The following is a 21106-nucleotide window of genomic DNA, read 5'->3' on the forward strand; positions in this document are numbered from 1 at the left end:
CCTCCTCGTCCACCGCGGCGGCGAACGGCGCGATCTTCGCCTCGGCGAGCGCACGCACCGACTCGCGGAGCATGTCGTGCTCCTCCGAAGGCCGGTACAGATCGAAATCAGCGGTTCCCGCCAAGGTTTCTCACTCCCCTGTGAGCTGATGCTAACTACCGTTAAGTAACCCGTTACGTCTCCGGATTCTAGGCCTCGGTCAGGGCTGCGGATACGTGAGGTTCCCGACAGCTTCCTGGTGAGGGCGCACGACCGGGTCCCGGCGCAGGGCTCACGACTATGCTCGGTCAGCACGATTTCCCCCAGAAGCGTCTGGAGCAGCATCCATGGCCCTCAAGATCACCGTGATCGGCACCGGCTACCTCGGTGCCACCCACGCCGCCGCCATGGCCGAGCTGGGTTTCGAGGTGCTGGGCCTGGATGTGGTGCCCGAGAAGATCGCGATACTGCAGCGCGGCGAGGTCCCGATGTACGAGCCGGGGCTGGCGGAGCTGCTGCGCCGCCATGTCGCCGGGATCGAGGGGGCCAGCGGGCGGCTGCGCTTCACCACCTCGTACGAGGAGGCCGCGGCCTTCGGCGATGTGCACTTCGTGTGTGTGAACACGCCGCAGAAGCACGGTGAGTACGCCTGCGACATGTCGTATGTGGAGAGCGCGTTCGACGCGCTGGCGCCGCATCTGACCCGGCCCGCGCTGGTCGTCGGCAAGTCGACGGTGCCGGTGGGCAGCGCGGCCCGGCTCGCCGCGCGGCTGGCGGAGCGGGCCCCGGCGGGTGAGGCCGCCGAGCTGGCCTGGAACCCGGAGTTCCTGCGCGAGGGCTTCGCCGTCCAGGACACCCTGCACCCCGACCGGATCGTGGCGGGCGTGGCGAGCGAGCGGGCCGAGGAGCTGCTGCGGGAGGTGTACGCCACACCCATCGGGGAGGGGTCGCCGTTCATCGTGATGGACTACCCGACCGCCGAGCTGGTGAAAACCTCCGCGAACTCCTTCCTGGCGACGAAGATCTCGTTCATCAATGCCATGGCCGAGGTGTGCGAGGCGGCCGACGGCGATGTGGTCAAGCTGGCCGAGGCCATCGGGCACGACGACCGGATCGGGAAGAAGTTCCTGCGGGCCGGCATCGGCTTCGGCGGCGGCTGTCTGCCCAAGGACCTGCGGGCCTTCATGGCACGCGCCGGTGAGCTGGGCGCCGACCAGGCGCTGACGTTCCTGCGCGAGATCGACTCCATCAACATGCGGCGCCGCGGCCATATGGTCGAGCTGGCCCGCAATGCGGTGGGCGGCGGTTTCCTGGGCAAGCGGGTCGCCGTACTGGGAGCCACCTTCAAGCCGGACTCGGATGACGTACGGGATTCGCCGGCGCTGAACGTCGCGGGGCAGATCCATCTCCAGGGCGGCCAGGTGACGGTGTACGACCCGAAGGGGATGGAGAACGCGCGGCGGCTGTTCCCGACCCTGGCGTATGCGGACAGCGCGCTGGAGGCGGTGCGGGGCGCCGATGTGGTGCTGCATCTGACGGAGTGGAGCGAGTTCCGCGAGCTGGACCCGGCGGCGCTGGGGGATGTGGTGTCCGACCGCCGCATCCTGGACGGGCGCAACGCCCTCGACCCGGAGCTCTGGCGGAAGGCCGGATGGACCTACCGGGCGCTGGGCCGCCCCCGCGCGTAGCGGAGCGTTACGGGGCCTCCGCGCGTCGGGCGCGGTAGGTCCGCATCTTCGCCCGGCTGCCGCAGACCGCCATGGAGCACCAGCGGCTGCGGCCGGCCGGGCTCTTGTCGTAGAAGACCCAGCGGCAGTCATGGGCCTCACAGGCCTTGAGCCGGGCCCAGGTGCCGTCGGCGGCCGCGGTGGCGATGCCGGCGGCTATCCGGGCGGTCAGATGGGCGACGGCACCGAGCGCGGCGGCCGGACGCAGCGCAGCGCCGCCGTCGGCGCCGACGGCCAGGACCAGGGGCGCGCCGGCCAGCAGCCGGTCCAGCGTCCTGGACGTGTCGGCGGCCACCTCGCTGCGGGCCGTATGGGCCGTGCAGACCGCGCGCAGCGCCTCCCGCAGCTCCTGCAGATCTCGAAGTCCTCGTAGCTCTCGCGGCCCGTCCGGCGCGGCGGGCGGCTCCCCCTGCCCCAGGGCGCTTTCCGGCACGCCGTGGGCGCGGAGGAAGGCCGCCGTCCCGCCTTCCGCCGCCAGCTCGTCCTCGCCCGTCTCGACGTCGAGGGTGTTCACCAGGGCCTGCACGAGGAGCAGGGCGTCCGGAGCCGTTCGGTCGGTCACCCTTGCCACGTTACCGGCGAACCGCCATGATGCAGTAACGAAGTTACCGGTTGACGCGACAAGGAGGTAACGCCATGGCTCTGATCGAACTCGGTGTCACGGTGCTGGACTGTCCCGACCCACGGGCGCTCGCGGACTTCTACGCCGAGATGCTCGGCTGGCGGGTGGCCGAGGACGGGGACGAATCGGACTGGGTCGAGGTCGCGGGCCCCGGCGGCCGGACGCTCGCCTTCCAGCAGGTGGAGGGTGACTACCGGGCGCCGCGCTGGCCCGGACAGGACCAGCCGCAGCAGCTCCATCTCGACTTCGATGTCCGCCTCGCCGATATCGACGAGGCCGAGGCCAAGGTCATCAGGCTGGGCGCGAAGCTGGTCCAGCCCGATGACGGCAAGCGGGACTTCCGGGTCTATCTGGATCCGGCGGGGCACCCCTTCTGCCTCTGCATGAAGTGAGCGGCACGGCCGCCCGGCGCGGTCAGCTCCGTGGCCCGTCCAGCCGCTCGATGGTGGCGGTGGACGGCACCCGGCGGCCCCGTACCGCGCGCGCGACGAGCTCCGCGCCGCGCACCGCCCGTAGGGCATTTCCCCAGGTCAGGGCGGCCAGATCGTGGAACGACCAGCCCCGGTCGATGAGTTCGGCGATCACCAGCGGATAGCCCGCGACGTCCGGGACCGGGCTGCGGTGCGTACTGGCCGGATCGGTGTCGAAGCCGGCGCCGAGGCCGACGTGGTCGGGTCCGGCCACCGTCCGTATGTGGTCGAGGTGATCGGCGACGTCCTGGACGGACGCGGGGACGCTGCCCTGCGTGAGGTGTTCCGGGGTGAAGGTGACCATGCAGACCCCGCCGTTGTGGGGCAGCAGCGTGAGCACCTCGTCGGGGACGTTGCGGGCGTGGCCGGTGACCGCGCGGGCCGCCGTATGGCACAGCAGCACCGGGGACTTGGTGATCGCGAGGGTGTGCCGCATGGTGTCGGCGGAGCACCAGGAGAGGTCGATGAGCATGCCGAGGCGGTTCATCTCGCGCACCACCTCCTCGCCGAACAGCGTCAGCCCGCGGGCCTGCGGCGCGTCGGTGGCGGAGTCCGCCCAGGGGGTGTTGCGGTCGGCGGTGAGCGCCAGGGAGCGTACGCCGAGCCGGTAGAAGGACCGCAGGATGCCCAGCGAGCTGTCGATGGCGTGGCCACCGGCGGAGCCGAGCAGCGAGGCTATCCGGCCGTGGTTGCGGGCCTCGGTCATATCGTCCGCGGTCAGCGCGAGGTGCAGCGCCTCGGGGTAGGTGCGGACCAGCGCGTGGACGAAGTCGATCTGCTCGAGCGTCGCGCCGACGGCCGCGTCGCCGGTCAGCTCGGTCGGCACCTGGAGGGACCAGAACTGGCCGCCGACACCGCCGGCCCGCAGCCGCGGGATGTCGGTGCGTACGCCGGTCTCGCCGTAGTCGAGGTCGAAGCGGTGGCCAGGGGTCAGGTCGTGACCGGTGCGCTGGCGCAGTTCCCAGGGCAGGCCGTTGCAGCCGTCGACGACGGGGTGCGTGGCGAGCAGGGCGCGGGCGCGGGCGAGCGGGCCGCGCAGATTGAGCGGCAGCGGGCCGTCGGGCTCGGCCGCGGCGTCGGAGTCGGGGTCGGTCTCGGGGACGGCATCGGGGACGGCATCGGGATCCAGGACGTCGGATATCTCGGGGACGCCGGTGGGGTCGGTCAGCTCGGCAGGGGCGAGATCGGCCATGGCGTTCTTCCTGGACGAGGGCCGCGCGCCGGCGCTCGTTGAGGGGCGGCGGGCGGGCGACCGGCGGGCGGTGGTGACGCCACCGTCGCACGCGGACCCGTACGGTTCGCGGTGAGCGATCCGTACGGGTTAGCGCCGTACGTCGTGAGGGACCGGGGCAGGAGCCGTTGTGGGTTGCGGTGGGCGGTGGGCCGGGGAGCTTGGTAGCCCGGCAGGAACCCGCCCTGGCCCTAGCCGTCCAGCTGCTCGATGGTGGCGAGCGACGGGCCCCGGCGGTCCTGTTCCTCGCGCGCCACGTCCTCGGCGGCGCGCAGCACCCGGACCGCGTTCTGCCAGGTGAGCTTGGCGAGGTCGCCCTCGGACCACTTGCGGTCCAGCAGCTCGGCGACGAGGTTCGGGTAGCCCGCGACATCGGCCAGGTCGGCGGGGGTGAAGGCGGTGCCGTCGTAGTCGCCGCCGATGCCGATGTGGTCGACGCCCGCGACCTCACGCATGTGGTCGAGGTGGTCGGCGATGGTGGCGGCGGTGGCCATCGGCCGCGGGTGGGCGGCCTCGAAGGCCCGCTGGACCGTCATGCCCGCCTCGGTGGTGTCGAGGTGGTGCAGACCGTGCGCGCGCATGTTCTCGTCGGCGCGCAGCGTCCATTCCACCGCGGCCGGCAGCACGAACTTCGGCACGAAGGTGGCCATCGCGACGCCGCCGTTGGCGGGCAGCTGAGCCAGAACGTCGTCCGGGATGTTGCGCGGGTGGTCGCAGACGGCGCGCGCGGAGGAGTGCGAGAAGATCACCGGCGCCTGGCTGACCCGGAGCGCGTCGCGCATGGTCGTGGCGGCGACGTGGGAGAGGTCGACGAGCATGCCGAGGCGGTTCATCTCGCGCACCACCTCCTCGCCGAAGGCGCTGAGGCCGTCGGCCCGCGGCTCGTCGGTCGCCGAGTCGGCCCACGCGAGCGAGTCGTTGTGGGTGAGCGTCATATAGCGCACGCCCAGCTCGTACAGCGCGCGCAGCGTGGCGAGGGAGTTGTTGATGGAGTGGCCGCCCTCGGCACCCATCAGGGACGCGATCCGGCCCTGTGCACGGGCCGCCTCCATATCGCCGGAGGTGTGCGCCGCCCGCAGGTCGTCGGGGTAGCGGGCGATCAACTGCCGTACGACGTCGATCTGTTCGAGGGTGGCGCTGACCGCGTGGTCGCCCGCGTAATCGGCCCGTACATAGACCGACCAGAACTGCGCGCCGACGCCGCCGGCCCGCAGCCGCGGGATGTCGGTGTGCAGATGGGCGGACTGGTCACCGGCGATATCGCGACGGTCGAGGTCGTAGCGGACCTGTTCGCGCAGCGCCCAGGGCAGGTCGTTGTGACCGTCGACGACGGGCCAGCGGGCGAGCAGTTCCGCGGCCGCCTCCCGGGAACTCACTTGCCGCCGCCGAAGCCGAAGCCGTTCGGGGTGGCGACCTTGTTGCGCAGCCGCTTGCCCTTCTCGGTGGCCTGGTCGTTCAGCTCCTGCTGGAACTCCCGCATGCGGCCCAGGAGTTCGGGGTCATGGGCGGCGAGGATCCGGGCGGCGAGGAGTCCGGCGTTACGGGCGCCGCCGACCGAGACGGTGGCGACCGGCACCCCGGCGGGCATCTGGACGATGGACAGGAGGGAGTCCATGCCGTCCAGGTACTTCAGCGGGACGGGGACGCCGATGACCGGCAGCGGGGTGACCGAGGCGAGCATCCCCGGAAGGTGGGCGGCTCCCCCGGCGCCCGCGATGATCGCCTTCAGACCGCGCTCGGCGGCCTCCTCGCCGTACGCGATCATCTCGCGCGGCATCCGGTGCGCCGAGACGACATCGACCTCGTAGGGGATCTCGAACTCGGCGAGGGCCTGGGCGGCGGCCTCCATGACGGGCCAGTCGGAGTCGGAGCCCATGACGACGCCGACGACGGGGGCTGTGGGGGAGCTGCTGGTCATTCGGTGATCGTTCCTCGCAGATAGCCGGCGGCGTGCGCGGCGCGCTCGCGCACGTCGGCCAGGTCGTCGCCGTAGGTGTTGACGTGACCGACCTTGCGGCCGGGCTTCACGTCCTTCCCGTACATATGGATCTTCAGCTGGGGATCGCGCGCCATGCAATGCAGATACGCCGCATACATGTCGGGATAGTCGCCGCCGAGGACATTGGCCATCACCGTCCAGGTGGCGCGCGGGCGCGGATCACCCAGCGGGAGGTCGAGTACGGCACGGACGTGGTTGGCGAACTGCGAGGTGATCGCGCCGTCCTGGGTCCAGTGGCCGGAGTTGTGCGGGCGCATCGCGAGTTCGTTGACGAGGATCGCGGGCTCGCCGTCGGCGTCCCTGACCTCGAACAGCTCGACCGCGAGATGGCCGATGACATCGAGCTCGTCGGCGATGCGCAGGGCGAGCTGCTGGGCCCGCGCCGCGAGAGATGCGGACAGGCCGGGCGCCGGGGCGATCACGGTGTCGCAGACGCCGTCGACCTGGATCGACTCCACGACCGGGTAGGCGACGGCCTGGCCGTGCGGCGAGCGGACGACATTGGCGGCCAGTTCCCGGACGAAGTTGACCTTCTCCTCGGCCAGAACGGGCACTCCCGCGCGGAACGGCTCGGCCGCCTCCTTGGAGGATCGCACGAGCCAGACCCCCTTGCCGTCATACCCCCCTCGGACGGTCTTGAGGATCACCGGGAAGCCGTCGCCCTCCTCGGCGAACCGCGCCACGTCCTCCGGACCGGAGACGATGCGATGGCGCGGGCAGGGGGCGCCGATCGCGTCCAGCTTCGCGCGCATCACCCCCTTGTCCTGGGCGTGCACCAGCGCCTCGGGGCCGGGCCGTACGGGAATGCCGTCGGCCTCCAGTGCCCGCAAGTGCTCCGTGGGCACGTGCTCATGATCGAAAGTGATCACATCGCAGCCGCGGGCGAACGCGCGCAGCGTCTCCAGGTCGCGGTAGTCGCCGATGACGACCTCGCTCACCACCTGGGCCGCCGAGTCCTGCGGAGTGTCACTGAGGAGCTTGAATTTGATGCCGAGGGGGATACCCGCCTCGTGGGTCATACGGGCGAGCTGACCGCCGCCGACCATGCCGACTACCGGGAACGTCACGCTCCCCAGGGTATCCGTACATCAGCGCTGCCCCGACCCCTCCTTGGATGATCCTCCGAATGCAGGCGTTCGAGAATCACCCGTGAGGACCGGCCGACGAAGATCGGCCAGGCCGCGGGACGGCGGTACCGGGATCGGCGAGGCTGTGGCCGCGGGCCCGGTGACCGGCCGGGGCCGCGACCGGCGAGGCGAAGGAGAGACCGGATGGGGACCGGTGGCATAGCGAGGAACTCCCGGCTGCTGGTGATCGCCGTCGCGATCGCCACACTGCTGATAGCGGTCCACTCCGTCGTCAGCCAGCTGTCCGGACCGAAGGTCTACGACTTCGGCAGCACCGAGATTTCCGTCGAGGCCGGCGAACGCTTCGAGATTCGCGTCGCGGACGGCGCCGCCGACGGCTTCCGCTGGATCATCGCCGCCCCCCATCCGGATCCGGCCGTTCTCAAGCCCGCCGGAAATCACCTCGAACCGGACGAGCCGGCGCCCTCCGGCAAGGGCGGCACCCGCTACTTCGACTTCGAGGCGGTCGGTGAGGGCCGCACCGATCTGCGGTTGCTGCACTGCCGGCGGTGCAGCACCGGGGACGCCGACGCGGGCGGCGCGGACGGCGGCCGGAGCATCAATTTCCGTATCACGGTCGGCTGAAGTGGACCGGGCCCGCGGGGGTTGGGAGCCGGAGTCGACAGGCGGCGGGCATCGCTTGGTACCCGTGGTTAGCATGAGGGAGCGGACCAGGGTTGACGGCCGCTGACATCCGCCCACGACGGGAGCTGAACGATCACCATGAGTGAACGGAGCGCGCTGCGGTCGAGGCTTCAGGCGCTCACCCGGGAAGTGGTGAAGTTCGGGGCGGTCGGCGGCGCGGGTGTCGTCGTGAACTTCGTGGTGTTCAACCTCGTACGGCATCTGACCGAGATCCCCGTCGTGCGGGCCAGCATCGTGGCCACGGTCGTGGCCACCGGCACCAACTACCTCGGTTACCGCTACTTCACCTACCGCGACCGGGACAAGCAGGGCCGCACCAAGGAGCTCACGCTCTTCCTGCTGTTCAGCGTGGTCGGTCTGGTCATCGAGAACGGCCTGCTCTACGCCGCGACATACGGCTTCGGCTGGGACTCCCCGCTGCAGAGCAACATCTTCAAGTTCCTCGGCATCGGCGTCGCGACGCTCTTCCGCTTCTGGTCGTACCGCACCTGGGTGTTCCAGGCGCTGCCCGCCAGGGAGGCCGTGGAGACCGCCGAGTCCTTCCTCACCGACGGCGCCGGCAGCCCGCAGAGCGTCGGCAGTCCGACGGGCGCCGCCCGCAGCGGCTCCCGCGACTAGCGGCTCCCCCAGGGCGTGTCCGCAGGAGCGGGGCAGCCGCCCCTCACTCCTCGGTGGGCTCCGCCTCCCGCGCCAGGAACAGCGCGAACACCGGCGGATGCTGCTGGAGCAGCTCCAGCCGCCCGCCGTCCGCCTCCGCCAGATCGCGGGCGACGGCCAGCCCCAGTCCGGTGGAGTTACGGCCGGAGACGGTCCGCTCGAAGACCCGCGAGCCGAGGTCGGGCGGGACTCCGGGACCGGCATCGGTGACCTCGACGACGGCCTGGTTGCCGGTGACGCGGGTACGCAGCGCGACCGTTCCGGCACCGTGCATCAGGGAGTTCTCGATCAGCGTGGCCAGCACCTGGGCGACCGCGCCCGGGGTGCCCACGGCCCGTAGCCCCTTCTTGCCGGAGCGGACGATGGCCCGCCCGGCGCTGCGGTAGGCCGGGCGCCACTCCTCGACCTGCTGCTTGACGACCTCGTCCAGATCGAAGGCCACCGCCGAGCCGGAGCGCGGATCGCGGGAATTGGTCAGCAGCCGCTGGACGACATCCGTCAGCCGCTCCACCTGGGCCAGCGCGATGGTGGCCTCTTCCTTCACGGTGTCCGGGTCGTCGGTGACCGTGATCTCCTCCAGCCGCATGGACAGTGCGGTCAGCGGGGTGCGCAGCTGGTGGGAGGCGTCGGCGGCGAGCCGGCGTTCGGCGGTCAGCATCCGGGCGATGCGCTCGGCGCTGGCGTCCAGTACATCGGCGACCCGGTCGAGCTCCTGGACGCCGTAGCGGCGGTGGCGGGGGCGCGGGTCGCCGGAGCCCAGGCGCTCGGCGGTCTCGGCGAGGTCGGTGAGCGGCGCGGTCAGCCGGCGGGCCTGGCGTACGGCCAGGATGACGGCGGCGATGATCGCCAGCAGCGCGACGGCCAGGATGACCAGCAGCGTCCGGCCGATCTCCGCGCTGACCGTCGAGCGGGACTCCTGGACCATGACGGATTCGCCGCGGTCGCCCTTGACCTCCGACTCGATCACATCGCCGGAGGGGCGGCGCCCGATGTGGATCGGTTCGGCCTTGCCCGGCACCCGGATCTCCGCGTACCGCTTGGCCGTGATCTGTTCGGAGAGGACCTCCGGGGTGATCTTCTCGCCGCTGCCCAGCCGGCTCTCCACTATCCCCACCAGCCGGACCGCCTCGGACGCCACGCTCTCCTGTGCGCCCGACTGGATCGTGCGGGTCTCGACGATGACCAGCGAGACGCCGAAGACGGCGATGACGACGAGCACCACGGCGAGCGTGGAGTTGATCAGGCGGCGGCGCACAGGCTCCTGGCCCTTTTCAGCTTTTCTCGAACCGGAAGCCGACACCGCGGACGGTGGCGATGTAGCGGGGGTTGGCGGCGTCGTCGCCGAGCTTCTTGCGGAGCCAGGAGATGTGCATGTCCAGCGTCTTGGTGGACGACCACCAGGTGGTGTCCCAGACCTCGCGCATCAGCTGGTCGCGGGTGACGACCCGGCCGGCGTCCCGCACCAGGACCCGCAGCAGGTCGAACTCCTTCGCCGTCAGCTGGAGTTCGTCGTCGCCCATCCATGCGCGGTGCGATTCCACATCGATCCGTACGCCGTGGGTGGCGGGCGGCTGCTGGGGCTCGGCGGTGGAGCCGCGGCGCAGCAGGGCCCGTACCCGGGCCAGGAGTTCGGCGAGCCGGAACGGCTTGGTGACGTAGTCGTCGGCGCCGGCGTCCAGGCCGACGACGGTGTCCACCTCGTCGGCGCGGGCGGTCAGCACCAGGATCGGGAAGGAGTGGCCTTCGTTGCGCAGCCGGCGGGCGACCTCGAGGCCGTCCATGCCGGGCAGTCCCAGGTCGAGCACGAGCAGGTCGATATTGCCCTGGAGACCGGCGTCGAGCGCCGTGGGGCCGTCCTCGCGCACCTCGACTTCGTAACCCTCGCGGCGCAGTGCGCGGGCGAGCGGCTCCGAGATGGACGCGTCATCCTCGGCGAGCAGTACACGGGTCATGGGCCGATGGTAGTCCGAGGTGCGGGGGCCTAGGGGCGGACGAGCGCCGGCGGGCGACGAGCGGCCGTTCCCGGCCGGGCCGGGGCCGTGAGCTGGGGACCCTCGGTGAGGCGGCTCCGAGCGGTTCCCGGGGGCAGTGTGAGCGTTGTCTCACGACTCCCAATGGGGGCGGAACGAGACGTATGGTGTCGGGACGTCCATCGCACAACCTCCGGGCCGCTGACGCTCAACTGGTGTCATCGGTCCCTGTTGTGTGCGGGGCTGGAACCACCAGTCCCGGTACACAGTGACTGACCTCTCGACCGGGTCCACCGCGCAGCAGCACGGGGGGCGTGGATCCCGGTGCAAGACCGTCCTGCCGGCGCCGCCTTGGTGACGTCGAACCCCCGGACGTGGGGGCGGGCATGTCTGCGCCGGTGCCGGTCACCCCCCACCCGGGCGCGCAACGAATCTTCGAGCGCGTCCCGAGCAGACCAAGGACTCACCATGGCGTCCAGCCAGACGAAGGACGCTGCCCGGCAGGCAAACCCTGCAGACGGCGGCAAAACCTTCTTCGGCCACCCGCGCGGGCTGGCCACTCTCTTCATGACCGAGATGTGGGAGCGCTTCAGCTATTACGGCATGCGTGCGCTGCTCGTTCTCTACCTGATCTCCGGTGGCCCCGATGCCAAGCCCGGGGCCCAGGGGGGCGGGCTGGCCATGACCATGGTCACCGCCTCGGCCATCTACGCCGTTTATGTGGCGATGGTCTATCTGCTCGCCATGCCCGGCGGCTGGTTCGGCGACCGGGTCTGGGGCCCGCGCAAGACCGTCGCCGTCGGTGGCTTCACCGTCATGGCCGGCCACCTGGCGCTGGCCATCCCCGGCCAGGGGATGTTCTTCGTCGGCCTGGGGCTGGTCGCGATCGGCTCGGGTCTGCTGAAGGCCAACATCTCCACGATGGTCGGTCACCTTTATGACGGGCCGCAGGACCCGCGGCGTGACGGCGGCTTCACGATCTTCTACATCGGCATCAACCTCGGTGCCTTCGCCGCCCCGCTGGTCATCGGCACCATCGGCCAGAGCGTCAACTGGCACCTCGGCTTCGCCGCCGCCGCGCTCGGCATGGGCCTGGGCCTGGTGCAGTTCCTCATCGGCACCCGCCACCTCAACCCGCGCAGCAGCATGGTGCCCACCCCGCTGGCCGCCGAGGAGCGCACCGCCTGGCTGCGCAAGGGCCTGATCTGGCTGGCCGTCGCCGCGGCCTTCTACGCGGTCGTCGTCGCCACCGGCACCTTCACCCTGAACTGGGCGCTCGTCCCGATCGCCCTGCTCGGCCTGGTCATCCCGATCTCCGTGCTGGTGCGCATCAAGCGCGACAAGGAGCTGACGGAGACCGAGCAGATCAAGGTCAGCGGCTATGTCTGGTTCTTCGTGGCCGCCGCCGTGTTCTGGATGATCTTCGACCAGGCCGGTTCGACGCTCAGCGGCTTCGCCGAGAAGAACACCGCGGACCACATCGGCGGCATCGGCTTCCCCTCGACGTGGTTCCAGTCCGTCAACCCGCTGTGGGTCATGGCGCTGGCTCCGGTCTTCGCGTGGGCGTGGCTGGCCCTGGCCAAGCGCGCCAAGGAGCCCGGCACCCCGGTGAAGTTCGCGATGGCGATGGTGCTGATCGGCGCCTCGTACGTGGTCTTCATGCTCCCGATGCAGATGTCGGCGGACGGCGCCAAGGTCAGCCCGATGTGGCTGGTCGGCGTCTACATGATCCAGACCATGGGCGAGCTGTGCCTCTCCCCCGTCGGCCTCTCGGTCACCACCAAGCTGGCCCCCCAGAAGTACGCCAGCCAGATGCTGGGCGTCTGGTTCCTCGCCGTCACCGCCGGTGACTGCGCGGTCAGCCTGCTCTCCAGCGCGGGCGTGGACCTCAGCGGAATCGGCGTCCTCGCGGGCGAGGCCGCGCTGGCCGTCCTCGCGGGCATCGCGGTGGGGCTGAACCGCAAGAAGATCGCCGCGCTCATGGGCGATGTCCACTGACGCGGTCGCCGTTACGGAAAGGCCCGGTACGCCATCGCGTACCGGGCCTTTCCGCGTCGTGGGGGTGCTGTCCCGGACTGTCCGGTCCGTCAGGAGCCCGGCTCCGGGGGCCGGTACTCCGCTCCCAGCCCCATGCCGGTCACCGGCTCCATGCCGGTCACCAGCTCCAGCATCGGCATCTCGAACATCGGCTCCCGATCGTGGGGGCGCACGCCGTTGTGGTGTACGCGCCCAGCCTCCGTACCTCCGTGAAGTGCTGACGGACCGTGAGGCGACCGCGCCGGAACGCGGGTCCGGGCGGGCCGTAGGCGCGCCGCCCGGACATGCCCGGGGGCCGGCACACGGCTTGGAACCTCCGTGTGCCGGCCCCCGGCCCGTGCCCGGCCTAGCGGCGCAGCCGCCGCCAGGGGGTGAAGGTGAAGACCGCGGCGCCGAGCAGGATGACGGTGCCGGCGACCAGCCCGAGGGCGGTCAGACCGCCGTGGTCGGCGGCACCGGTCTCGGCGAGGCCGCCGGCGCTGCCGCTGCCGCCGGAGGCGGTGGCGGATCCGTCCGCACCGCCCGACGAACCGCCCGTCGCGCCGCCGGAGGTACCGCCGGACGTACCGCCCTGCTGTGCCGAGGTGTCCAGCGTGAGCGAGGCGCCCGGGTCCTTCTCCGGGGTGCAGGTCGTGGTCGTCCCCAGGGCATTGACGGTGAGCACGCCCGGCGTCAGCGTCGCCTTGCCGGTGGCGCCCGGCTTGTACGTGCCCTTCAGATCGGGGATCTCGATGGGGTCACCCGACTTGATGGGCTGGGCGTTGGTCGGGCCCTCCACCTTGACCGACCCCTTGTCCGCGCCGCCCACCTTCACGTCCATCGACGGCTTGACCGAGTCCTTGGGGATGTCCGCCGGGCTGTTCATGACGGACTTCTTGAACTGCACCGTCAGGTCGTAACTGCCGCCTTTCTTCACGGCGTTGATCTGCACCGGCGAGACCGCCTTCTTGTCCCCGATGGGCGTCTTGCAGGCGTAGGAGACCTGCAGCTCCTTGCCCTTGTACGCGGTGCCGTCGGGGTCCCCGCCGGAACCGCCGGTGGAGCCGGAGGAGCCGGACGTCGTGCCGGACGACCCGGAGGTCGTACCGGAGGAACCGGCGCTCGTGCCGCCGCCGGTGCTGCCGCCGGAGCCCGTACCGGCGGAGGTGCCACCGCTGTCGGTGCCGCCGTTCGCCGTGCCACCGCCGGTCGTGCCGCCGCTCGTCGTCCCGCCGGAGCCGCCACCGCCGTCCGTCACCTTGATGGTGACCGCGGGCGGGACCGTTTCCTTGGCCGAGCACTTGGTGTCGGTGGAGATCGGCTTGTTGACGTTGATGTTGTAGAAGCCGGGCGACAACGTCACCTCACCCGGTTTCTCCAGCTTCAGCTTGCCCTTCATGTCCGACAGCTTCATCGCGCCGCCCTTGGGGATCGGCGGGTTCTGCCGCGGCCCCTCCATCGGCAGATCGCCGGTCTGCGCCCCCGCCACCTTGATCGTGCCGGTCGGCTGGACGGTGTTCTCCCCCAGGTCGAGGATGTCGGGGTTCTTGGACGCGGCCTCGACCGTCTTCCAGACCACCTCGATCTCCTCGCCCACCTTCGCGGTGGCGGGCGCGCTGACCTCTACCTTCGTGGTGCCCTCGATCGGCGGCAGCCCGGATATCGGCGGCGGCAGACACTCCGTCTTGTACGCCACCTCCGCCGCCTGGGCGGGGCCGGCCACGGCCAGGACACCCGCACCGGCGAGCACCAGAGCGGCCGCCGAGGCCACGCCCGCTCTCCTCCGTTGCCTCATCAGCGCCATGGGCCTCATCAGCGTCATCACGCGGAACCTTTCGACTTAGGTCGTTCGGTTGATGTGGTGGTGGACGGTGCGGCGTCCGAGGTGAACCACGGCAGCGCGGCGCTCCCGCCGTCGCCCTTGGTCACGTTTCGTTGTGCGGTCCTGCGCCGGTGGCGACGGGCGGCGGCCGGGCGGCGGGGGCGTATCCGGTCCACGACCGCCATCCCGATACGGAACACCGCGGTCGGGATCACCAGGCACAGCAGCACCCAGAACAGCGTCACGCCCCACGGCCGGCCCACCCCCCACGGCTGCTCCACGAGAACCTTGCCGCCGTACTTCAGCGAGACCAGATAGTCCCCGTGCGCCCCGGCGGCCAGCTCCACCGGCAGCCTGACCTCGGCCTTCTCCCCGGCGGGCACGGTCCCCTGCCACTGCTGGTCCTCCCATTTGGGGGCGAAGACGCCGTGCGAGGTGCCGATCCGGAAGACGGGATTCCTGGCCGGCGTCGAGCCCACGTTGCCGACGGTGAGCACCAGGTCGCGCTGCGGCGGGGCGCCGAACCAGGTCAGCAGTCCGCTGCTGCCCGACAGCCGCGGGGCGGCCAGGACGGTCAGCCGTCCGCCGGTGTTCTCCTTGGGCAGCGGCGCCACGGGGTGGCCCGCCACCTTGAACGGCGCATCGGCGGCGGCCGCCGCACCGGTCACCGTCGCCACATGCACCACACAGGGGCACGGCTTGGGCGGTTCGGCGACCGGGAGGGTCCTGCGGAAGGCGCCGTGCGCGTCGGTGGTGACGGCCCGCCCGTCGCCGTTGGCGCAGGCGTTGGTGCCGCCGATCATGTTCTGCCCGCAGATCAGCAGCGTGAGCAGCGTCTTGGCCCGCCAGCCGCGGCCGGTCACGGTGAGGGTGCCGCCCTTGCCCGCCTCCTTCTTGGAGACGTGTACGGAGGGCCGGGCGTCGGCCACGGCGGTGGTGACGGCGCTCGCGGAGGTGGCGGGGAGCAGGGCCGGTACGAGGGCGGCACCGAGGGCGAGCGCGGCCGCGGCCCGCCGCAGGGGGGTGGCGGCGCCGGGGGTGGTGGTTGTCGGTGGCGTGGTGGTGCGGGCCGTGGTGGCAGCCGTAGCGGTGGGGGCCGTGGCCGTATCCGTCTCGCCGTTCACGATCTCGCTCCTGATCCCGGTACCGATCCCGATCCCGTGCCTGTTGCCGATCCCGTACTCGCCAATTCCCTTTCGCGGCAGGCCATTTGGCGGGCCTCGCCGCCGCCTTCGGCACCCGCTTCCGCGCCGTCCGACCGTCCCGCACGCCGCCTGCGTACGAGCACCCGGCCGCCCGTCCCCGCCACCAGGACGAGGGCCGCCCCCGCCACCCCGCCCCAGGGAACCGCCGTGTACGTCGCCGTCGCGGACGCCCGCGCCCCACCCTCCGCCGTGGCCGTCACCCGTACGTCCACCGAATCCAGCACGGGCGGATCCGGCCACTTTTCGGTGCGGTCGATGCGCCGGCCGGGCAGCAGTTCGTGCGGCAGGGAGCGGGCCGTACGGCGCAGCGCCTCGCCGAAGACGCCCTCGGCGCGCACCGCAACCCGCGGGCGGAGCGCGGTGTTTCCCCTGTTGACCAGCGCATACCGAATGACCGCCGGAGCGTCCCCGTCGCCTCCCCCGCGCACGGACACGTTCTCGACGGTCAGTGCGGACAGCGCGGGCCCCGTCACCCGGAGGTGCACGGGCACCGTGGCCTGCCTGCCCGCCTTGCCGCCGGCGGTGGCGACGATCGCGCCGGAGTGGCTGCCGGGTGCCGTGCCGCGCGGCACGGTCACCGCGAACGGCACGCCGGCGCGCGTACGGGGCGGGATCGTCACCTCCTTCGCCGCGAGCGCGAGCCAGGACCCGGCGCCGGAGCCGATGCCGGAGCCGCGCAGCCGTACGGTGACGGCCCGGCCGGAAGGGTTGCTGAGGGACAGCCGGTCCGTCATGACGGTCCCGGGGGCGCCCTCCAGATAGAAGTACGGGCGGTCCTGCGCGCTCGGCCGGGCGCCGCCGCCCGGGGCGGGCGCGGCGGACCACCCCGGTGCGGCGGGCCGGGCCACGGCCGCGGCGGAACACAGCAGTACGGCGGAGGTCGCAAGGACCACCCCGCTGACCGCTGCGCGAGGACGGAACGGCATCGGCGGCTCCTGGTGCTCGTGCTCAGGCTCGTACGTGAGCTCGTGCTCGTGCTCGTGCAGAAGGCGGGTGCGCGCCCCGCGTCACGCCCGCTGGTTGCGCCGGGTCAGCCAGAGCGCACCGGCCGCCCCGGCCAGCAGGACCGTGCCGCCGAGGGTGCCCAGCGCGATCGCGGAGTCGGCGGGCCCGGTCTGCGGCAGCTGCCCGCCCGAGGAGCCGCCCGAAGAACCACCCGAACCGCCGGTGCCGCCCGAACCGCCGGAGCCCTTGACGTCCAGGGAGAGCGAGGGCTTGGGGTTGTTGCTGGGGGTGCAGGTGGTCGTGGTGCCCAGGGCCTTGATGGTCAGGGTGGAGGCCGTGAAGGTGACCTTGCCGCTGGCCTTGGGGGTGTACGTACCGCTGAGGTCGCTGATCTTGATGGGGGTGTTGGCCGGTATCGCCTGGTCGTTGGGCGGCCCGGCGACCGGCACCGTACCGCTCTCCGCGCCGCCCAGCTTGATCAGCGCGCTCGGCTTCATCGCGCCCTTGCCCAGCTCGACGGGGCTGGACGAGACGCCCTTCTGGAAGGACATGACGAGCTTGTACGCGCCGCCGCTGGGCGTGGACTTGATGTCGATGGGCGATACCGCGCCCTTGTTGCCGATCGGTGTCTTGCACTGGTAGTTGACGTCGACGACCTCGGCATGTGCGGCCGGCGCGGCGAGCAGCACCGCGGATCCCGCCGTCATCGCCACGGCCGCACCAAGAGCGGCCGTACGGCGCGGGCGCCTGCCGTGTGGTTCACAGAAGCGGGCCACCTCGATCTCCCCTTCTCCCGGGTAGCGCACCGCCGGATGTTACTGACGGCACATCAGATTGGGCGCTCAAGGTACGCCCGGGGCCCTGCCGAGGGAAGGCACAACGCAGCCCCGATCGGAGCGGGGGGTGGGGTATACGACAAAGCGCGGACCCGTGGGCCCGCACTCAACTCTTTCCGTCCCGGTTCTTGCCGTCACGGCCGCCCTTCAGGACGGCGCGGCGAGCTCCGCCCAGACGGTCTTGCCCGCGCCGTCGGCGTTGCGCACGACGCCCCAGTCCAGGCACAGGCGCTGCACGATGAACATGCCGTGGCCGCCGGGGCGGCCCGGACGGTGCGGGCTGCGCGGCGTGGGCGAACCGGCACCGAGGTCGCTGACCTCCAGGCGCAGCACCTTGCCGGCGCACCGCAGCCGCAGCTCCTCCGGCCCCTCGGCGTGCAGACAGGCGTTGGTGACCAGCTCGGAGACCACGAGCAGCACGTCCTCGGCCGCGGCCCGCTGGTCGGCGTTCGCGGCCGGCAGCCAGCCCCAGTCGTGCAGGGCCTGCCGGGCGAAGTCACGGCCGCGCGCCACGGCGCCTCGGGTGCCCGCCAGGCGCAGCCGGCGCACCTGACCCACCGGGACGGCGGGCTGCGCGGCGGTCTGAGCGGCGGAAGCACCGGCGCCACCCGGCTCCGGGCCAAGATCGCCCGGTGGGTACGGCCGGGTGGTGCTCATCAGCGCTTCACCTCACCGATTCGCCTTCTTGCGGACAACAGATAACTGACTGATTACGGATTCAGATGTCTCCTGCCCGACCGGGCCGCGAGAACACCCACTTCTTGGGTACGGAAGTTGTGACTCGTACTACGTGCCGGGATTGCAACCATCCGGGCACCATCGTCACGTCAGTCGGCCAGTGCCGCGTCGAGCGAGTCATGCACGGTGAAGACCGCTTCCGCGCCAGTGATCTCGAAGACCCGGGCAACGACCGGCTGCATCCCGGCCAGATGGACCCCGCCCCCGGCGGCCTCCGCCTTCAGGCGGGCGCCGAGCAGGACATTGAGTCCGGTGGAGTCCATGAATTCAAGGGGTGAGCAGTCCACCACCAGGCGTGCATATCCATCGTCCACGCACCCCTCCAGTGACTCACGCAACAGATCAGCGGTGTGGTGATCGAGCTCACCGGCGGCGGTCACGACCGCGCTGGCGCCGTGATGCCGGATCGCGATATGCAACCGGCCCCGGCTTGCACTGCCGACCGTCCCGCGGTCCATGCGCGCGCACCCCTCTTGCTGTCTCGGCGTCTCATTGCTTATGACTGCGCTTGTCGAACACTACGCCTTCCCTCACCTCAGGGGTAGCCGAACAATCGCCATATAGCCCGAGATATGGACAACACGCACTTGCCATCTTCATGCAAAGCCAGGTAGGCGTAGATGGAGACACATTCGAAACGGCCGGCTTTGGAGGCGCCGCACACCGCAGCTTCACGTAGAGGCTTCGGCAGCCATATGCCGAGAACGATGGAGGACACATGTCACCCCGGCTCGACGAACTGCGCACCGACGACACCCGGCAGCACACCTCGTCGACACCCCTGTCCGAACCGACGGGGCACATCCCTTCCCAGACGCCCCCTGCCCAGTCGATCCCTGCCGAATCCGAGTCCGCGGGAATTCCTGAGATCGACGGACTGCCGGAGATCCCGCCGTTCGACGAGGTGGGCCCGGTAGATGCGCGGGCGCTGTCCAAGACCCTCTTCGAACGGCTGGAAACGCTCGAGGAAGGCACGCACGAATTCGCGTACGTCCGTAACACCCTGGTCGAGCTCAACCTCGCCCTGGTGAAGTTCGCGGCCTCCCGGTTCCGCTCCCGCAGCGAGCCCATGGAGGACATCGTCCAGGTCGGCACGATTGGCCTGATCAAGGCGATAGACCGCTTCGAGCTGAGCCGCGGCGTCGAGTTCCCGACGTTCGCCATGCCGACCATCGTCGGCGAGATCAAGCGCTTCTTCCGCGATACCAGTTGGTCGGTGCGCGTACCGAGGCGTCTGCAGGAACTGCGCCTGGACCTCGCCAAGGCGGGCGACGAACTGGCGCAGAAGCTGGACCGCGCCCCCACGGTGAGCGAGCTCGCCGAACGCCTCGACATCACCAAGGACGAGGTCGTCGAAGGGATGGCCGCGAGCAACGCCTACACCGCGAGCTCGCTGGACGCCCAGCCCGAGGAGGACGACAGCGAAGGCGCGCTGGCGGACCGCATCGGCTATGAGGACAACGGCCTCGAAGGCATTGAGTACGTCGAATCGCTCAAGCCGCTGATCGCCGAACTCCCGCCGCGCGACCGTCAGATCCTCTCGCTGCGTTTCGTGGCCAATATGACGCAGTCCGAGATCGGCGAGGAGCTGAACATCTCTCAGATGCACGTCTCCCGGCTGCTCTCGCGCACTCTCGGCCGGCTCCGCAAGGGGCTGATGGTCGAGGAGTGACCGCCAGCGGTCGCACCGCCGGTCCACCACGACCGGCAGCCGCCCGCGCAGAGGAGGGCCTGCCCCGAGGGATTCTCGGGACGGGCCCTCCTCTGCTGGGGTGGGACGGTTGCGCGCTAGTAACCACACTCGCTCAGCTCCGTGATGCCGGCGTAGAAGTAGCTCCACACCTCACCGCTGGGGGTCTCGGGGTCGAACACACCGGGCGCGAGCGCGTCCATCTCCGCGATGAACACCTCGACGATGTCCTGCTCGTCCGGGTACGGGTACCAGCAGGCGTTGGCGTATCGGTGGACGCCCTCCAGGTAGCGGGTGAAGACGTCAAGGCTCGGTGCGAGCCCGATCAGCACCCGCCCCTTCGCCTCCCGGCCCTGCAGCGCCGCGCCGATGTGGACCGTGCCGTCGTGCCGGTGCAGATACAGCTTGCCGTGGTCGGATGTGCCCAGGGCCAGCAGGTCGTCGGCTTTGAGCCGCTCCGGCAGCCGGGTGCCGCGCAGCGCATCGGTGTCCGGCGTCGTCATCGCGTCGGCGGGGTGCGGGTCGATGCCGTCGTATCCGCACGTCCAGTTCTCCGGCAGACCGATGTCCCGCAAGTGGGCCCGGCTTGCCAGGTGTTGGAGCCCGGCGGGCAGCTCCTCCTCGGGTATCCGGCGTACCGTGAACGGCGCCAGCGCCTCGTCGATGCGCGCGGCGCTGAGCGGCCCGGTCGGCGCGGGCGACCGCGGAATCCGACCGGGCGTGCCCCGCTCGGCCGGGCTGTGGTCCATCTCGCCGCGCGGCCAGTTGCGGAAGACCTCCGGGTCGGTGTCGAGCAGCGCGACGCCGTGCGCATCGTTCACCAGATAGCGCATCCGGCCGTCCGGACCCGGGACCGGATCGCTCTCCCCCCATTCCTCGGGTGCGGACAGTGCCAGGGCGCTCAGGAATTCCCGCTCCGCATCGCCCGAGCGCGGCACAGGCCCTGTCGTGCCGTCGGCCGGAGCGGGAACGTGGTCACCCGTCTCCAGGTCGAGCCAGACGTCCCTTCCGCCGTACGTGCTGACCTCGATCAGCTCCCGCCCCTGGTGCACACGGCGACGCATCCCGCTGTCCATCAGGCGGTTCGGTTGCGCGCGATAGCGTCCCACCGGCCGCCACCATGCCCACACCGTCCGCCACGGCATCCCCGGCTCGGCGGCCGCGAGCCCCTCGGCGTACGCGTCGTGCCCGAGAACCCTCGCCGCGAACTGCAGCCACGACGCGAACTCGGCGCGCGACACCTCCGCACCGCCGAATATCGCCTCGGCCTGCTGGAAGACCTCTCGGCCGATATGCGGCGCGGCCCTCATGCCCTCGATGTGCGCCCGCACCGCCGCCCGGTCGGCGGCCGGCAGCCGCGCCGGGTCGTCCAGCAGATCGTCCGTCAGCTCATCGGTCCCCGTGCTCATGAAGGCATGGTGACAGGG

Annotated in this window: 22 protein-coding genes; 6 read left to right on the top strand and 16 right to left on the bottom strand. The window is 71.0% G+C overall.

The annotated features are described in order from the left end of the window. Window positions 1-124, bottom strand: a 124-nt coding sequence (locus ACIRPT_RS09570; protein WP_403510423.1) for an acyl-CoA dehydrogenase family protein, incomplete at its 3' end; no start/stop codon positions are given. Between the two features lie 202 nt (window positions 125-326). Here ACIRPT_RS09570 and ACIRPT_RS09575 point away from each other — a divergent pair. Further along, complete coding sequence (locus ACIRPT_RS09575; protein WP_403824674.1) at window positions 327-1667, top strand: UDP-glucose dehydrogenase family protein; 1341 nt, start codon at window positions 327-329, stop codon at window positions 1665-1667. 7 nt (window positions 1668-1674) lie between these two features. Here the strand turns inward: ACIRPT_RS09575 and ACIRPT_RS09580 are convergent, their stop codons facing one another. Continuing rightward, window positions 1675-2268: a CGNR zinc finger domain-containing protein gene (locus ACIRPT_RS09580; protein ID WP_403824677.1), complete on the bottom strand. Its 594-nt coding sequence runs from the start codon at window positions 2266-2268 to the stop codon at window positions 1675-1677. A 74-nt stretch (window positions 2269-2342) separates the two neighbouring features. On the opposite strand from ACIRPT_RS09580, the gene ACIRPT_RS09585 reads away from it, so the two are divergent. After that, window positions 2343-2720, top strand: a complete 378-nt coding sequence (locus ACIRPT_RS09585; RefSeq protein ID WP_403824680.1) for a VOC family protein — start codon at window positions 2343-2345, stop codon at window positions 2718-2720. Between the two features lie 22 nt (window positions 2721-2742). Here the strand turns inward: ACIRPT_RS09585 and ACIRPT_RS09590 are convergent, their stop codons facing one another. The 4 genes from ACIRPT_RS09590 to ACIRPT_RS09605 all read right to left on the bottom strand — a co-directional run bounded on the left by ACIRPT_RS09590 (window position 2743) and on the right by ACIRPT_RS09605 (window position 7095). Continuing rightward, a complete protein-coding gene (locus ACIRPT_RS09590) occupies window positions 2743-3990 on the bottom strand; it encodes a dipeptidase (protein ID WP_403824683.1) in 1248 nt (415 codons plus the stop codon). 230 nt (window positions 3991-4220) lie between these two features. Beyond that, a complete protein-coding gene (locus tag ACIRPT_RS09595; RefSeq protein WP_403824685.1) occupies window positions 4221-5405 on the bottom strand; it encodes a dipeptidase in 1185 nt (394 codons plus the stop codon). Continuing rightward, window positions 5402-5947: a 5-(carboxyamino)imidazole ribonucleotide mutase gene (purE, locus tag ACIRPT_RS09600; RefSeq protein WP_403824688.1), complete on the bottom strand. Its 546-nt coding sequence runs from the start codon at window positions 5945-5947 to the stop codon at window positions 5402-5404. The genes ACIRPT_RS09595 and purE overlap by 4 nt, the downstream gene beginning before the upstream one ends. Continuing rightward, entirely contained in the window at window positions 5944-7095 is a 1152-nt protein-coding gene (locus tag ACIRPT_RS09605; protein ID WP_403510006.1) for a 5-(carboxyamino)imidazole ribonucleotide synthase, read from the bottom strand. Before ACIRPT_RS09605 ends, purE begins: the two co-directional genes overlap by 4 nt. 204 nt (window positions 7096-7299) lie before the next feature. On the opposite strand from ACIRPT_RS09605, the gene ACIRPT_RS09610 reads away from it, so the two are divergent. Continuing rightward, window positions 7300-7740: a protease inhibitor I42 family protein gene (locus ACIRPT_RS09610; protein ID WP_403824691.1), complete on the top strand. Its 441-nt coding sequence runs from the start codon at window positions 7300-7302 to the stop codon at window positions 7738-7740. 138 nt (window positions 7741-7878) lie between these two features. Next, window positions 7879-8418, top strand: coding sequence for a GtrA family protein (locus tag ACIRPT_RS09615; RefSeq protein ID WP_403824694.1), 540 nt, complete (start codon window positions 7879-7881; stop codon window positions 8416-8418). Window positions 8419-8461: 43 nt separating this feature from the next. Here ACIRPT_RS09615 and ACIRPT_RS09620 read toward each other — a convergent pair whose 3' ends face one another. Next, window positions 8462-9712 carry an ATP-binding protein gene (locus tag ACIRPT_RS09620; protein WP_403510015.1) on the bottom strand — a complete coding sequence of 417 codons (1251 nt, stop codon included), beginning with the start codon at window positions 9710-9712 and terminating at the stop codon, window positions 8462-8464. A 16-nt stretch (window positions 9713-9728) separates the two neighbouring features. Next, window positions 9729-10409 carry a response regulator transcription factor gene (locus ACIRPT_RS09625; RefSeq protein ID WP_046927718.1) on the bottom strand — a complete coding sequence of 227 codons (681 nt, stop codon included), beginning with the start codon at window positions 10407-10409 and terminating at the stop codon, window positions 9729-9731. A gap of 486 nt (window positions 10410-10895) precedes the next feature. On the opposite strand from ACIRPT_RS09625, the gene ACIRPT_RS09630 reads away from it, so the two are divergent. Next, on the top strand, window positions 10896-12425 hold the full coding sequence (locus tag ACIRPT_RS09630; RefSeq protein WP_403824698.1) for a peptide MFS transporter: 1530 nt from the start codon (window positions 10896-10898) through the stop codon (window positions 12423-12425). Window positions 12426-12514: 89 nt separating this feature from the next. On the opposite strand, the gene ACIRPT_RS09635 is transcribed toward ACIRPT_RS09630, so the two are convergent. From ACIRPT_RS09635 to ACIRPT_RS09665, 7 genes are all read right to left on the bottom strand, one after another. Further along, window positions 12515-12637 (bottom strand): hypothetical protein, encoded by a 123-nt coding sequence (locus ACIRPT_RS09635; RefSeq protein ID WP_403824700.1) that lies wholly within the window; start codon window positions 12635-12637, stop codon window positions 12515-12517. Window positions 12638-12810: 173 nt separating this feature from the next. After that, window positions 12811-14238 carry a hypothetical protein gene (locus tag ACIRPT_RS09640; protein WP_403825836.1) on the bottom strand — a complete coding sequence of 476 codons (1428 nt, stop codon included), beginning with the start codon at window positions 14236-14238 and terminating at the stop codon, window positions 12811-12813. Between the two features lie 26 nt (window positions 14239-14264). Next, entirely contained in the window at window positions 14265-15284 is a 1020-nt protein-coding gene (locus tag ACIRPT_RS09645; RefSeq protein ID WP_403825839.1) for a hypothetical protein, read from the bottom strand. 101 nt (window positions 15285-15385) lie between these two features. Beyond that, entirely contained in the window at window positions 15386-16396 is a 1011-nt protein-coding gene (locus tag ACIRPT_RS09650; RefSeq protein WP_403824703.1) for a hypothetical protein, read from the bottom strand. An 81-nt stretch (window positions 16397-16477) separates the two neighbouring features. Then, a complete protein-coding gene (locus ACIRPT_RS09655; protein ID WP_403510433.1) occupies window positions 16478-17191 on the bottom strand; it encodes an LPXTG cell wall anchor domain-containing protein in 714 nt (237 codons plus the stop codon). 207 nt (window positions 17192-17398) lie between these two features. Further along, a complete protein-coding gene (locus ACIRPT_RS09660; protein WP_403824706.1) occupies window positions 17399-17908 on the bottom strand; it encodes an ATP-binding protein in 510 nt (169 codons plus the stop codon). A 170-nt stretch (window positions 17909-18078) separates the two neighbouring features. Beyond that, entirely contained in the window at window positions 18079-18447 is a 369-nt protein-coding gene (locus ACIRPT_RS09665; RefSeq protein WP_403510033.1) for an STAS domain-containing protein, read from the bottom strand. A gap of 260 nt (window positions 18448-18707) precedes the next feature. On the opposite strand from ACIRPT_RS09665, the gene ACIRPT_RS09670 reads away from it, so the two are divergent. Then, window positions 18708-19661 (top strand): RNA polymerase sigma factor SigF, encoded by a 954-nt coding sequence (locus ACIRPT_RS09670; RefSeq protein ID WP_403510036.1) that lies wholly within the window; start codon window positions 18708-18710, stop codon window positions 19659-19661. A 116-nt stretch (window positions 19662-19777) separates the two neighbouring features. Here ACIRPT_RS09670 and ACIRPT_RS09675 read toward each other — a convergent pair whose 3' ends face one another. Continuing rightward, the gene (locus ACIRPT_RS09675; protein ID WP_403824710.1) at window positions 19778-21088 is read right to left on the bottom strand and encodes an SUKH-4 family immunity protein; all 1311 of its coding nucleotides are present in this window, start codon (window positions 21086-21088) and stop codon (window positions 19778-19780) included. Window positions 21089-21106: the final 18 nt, after the last annotated feature.

This window comes from Streptomyces sp. NPDC101227 (genome assembly GCF_044767545.1).
Taxonomy (GTDB): domain Bacteria; phylum Actinomycetota; class Actinomycetes; order Streptomycetales; family Streptomycetaceae; genus Streptomyces.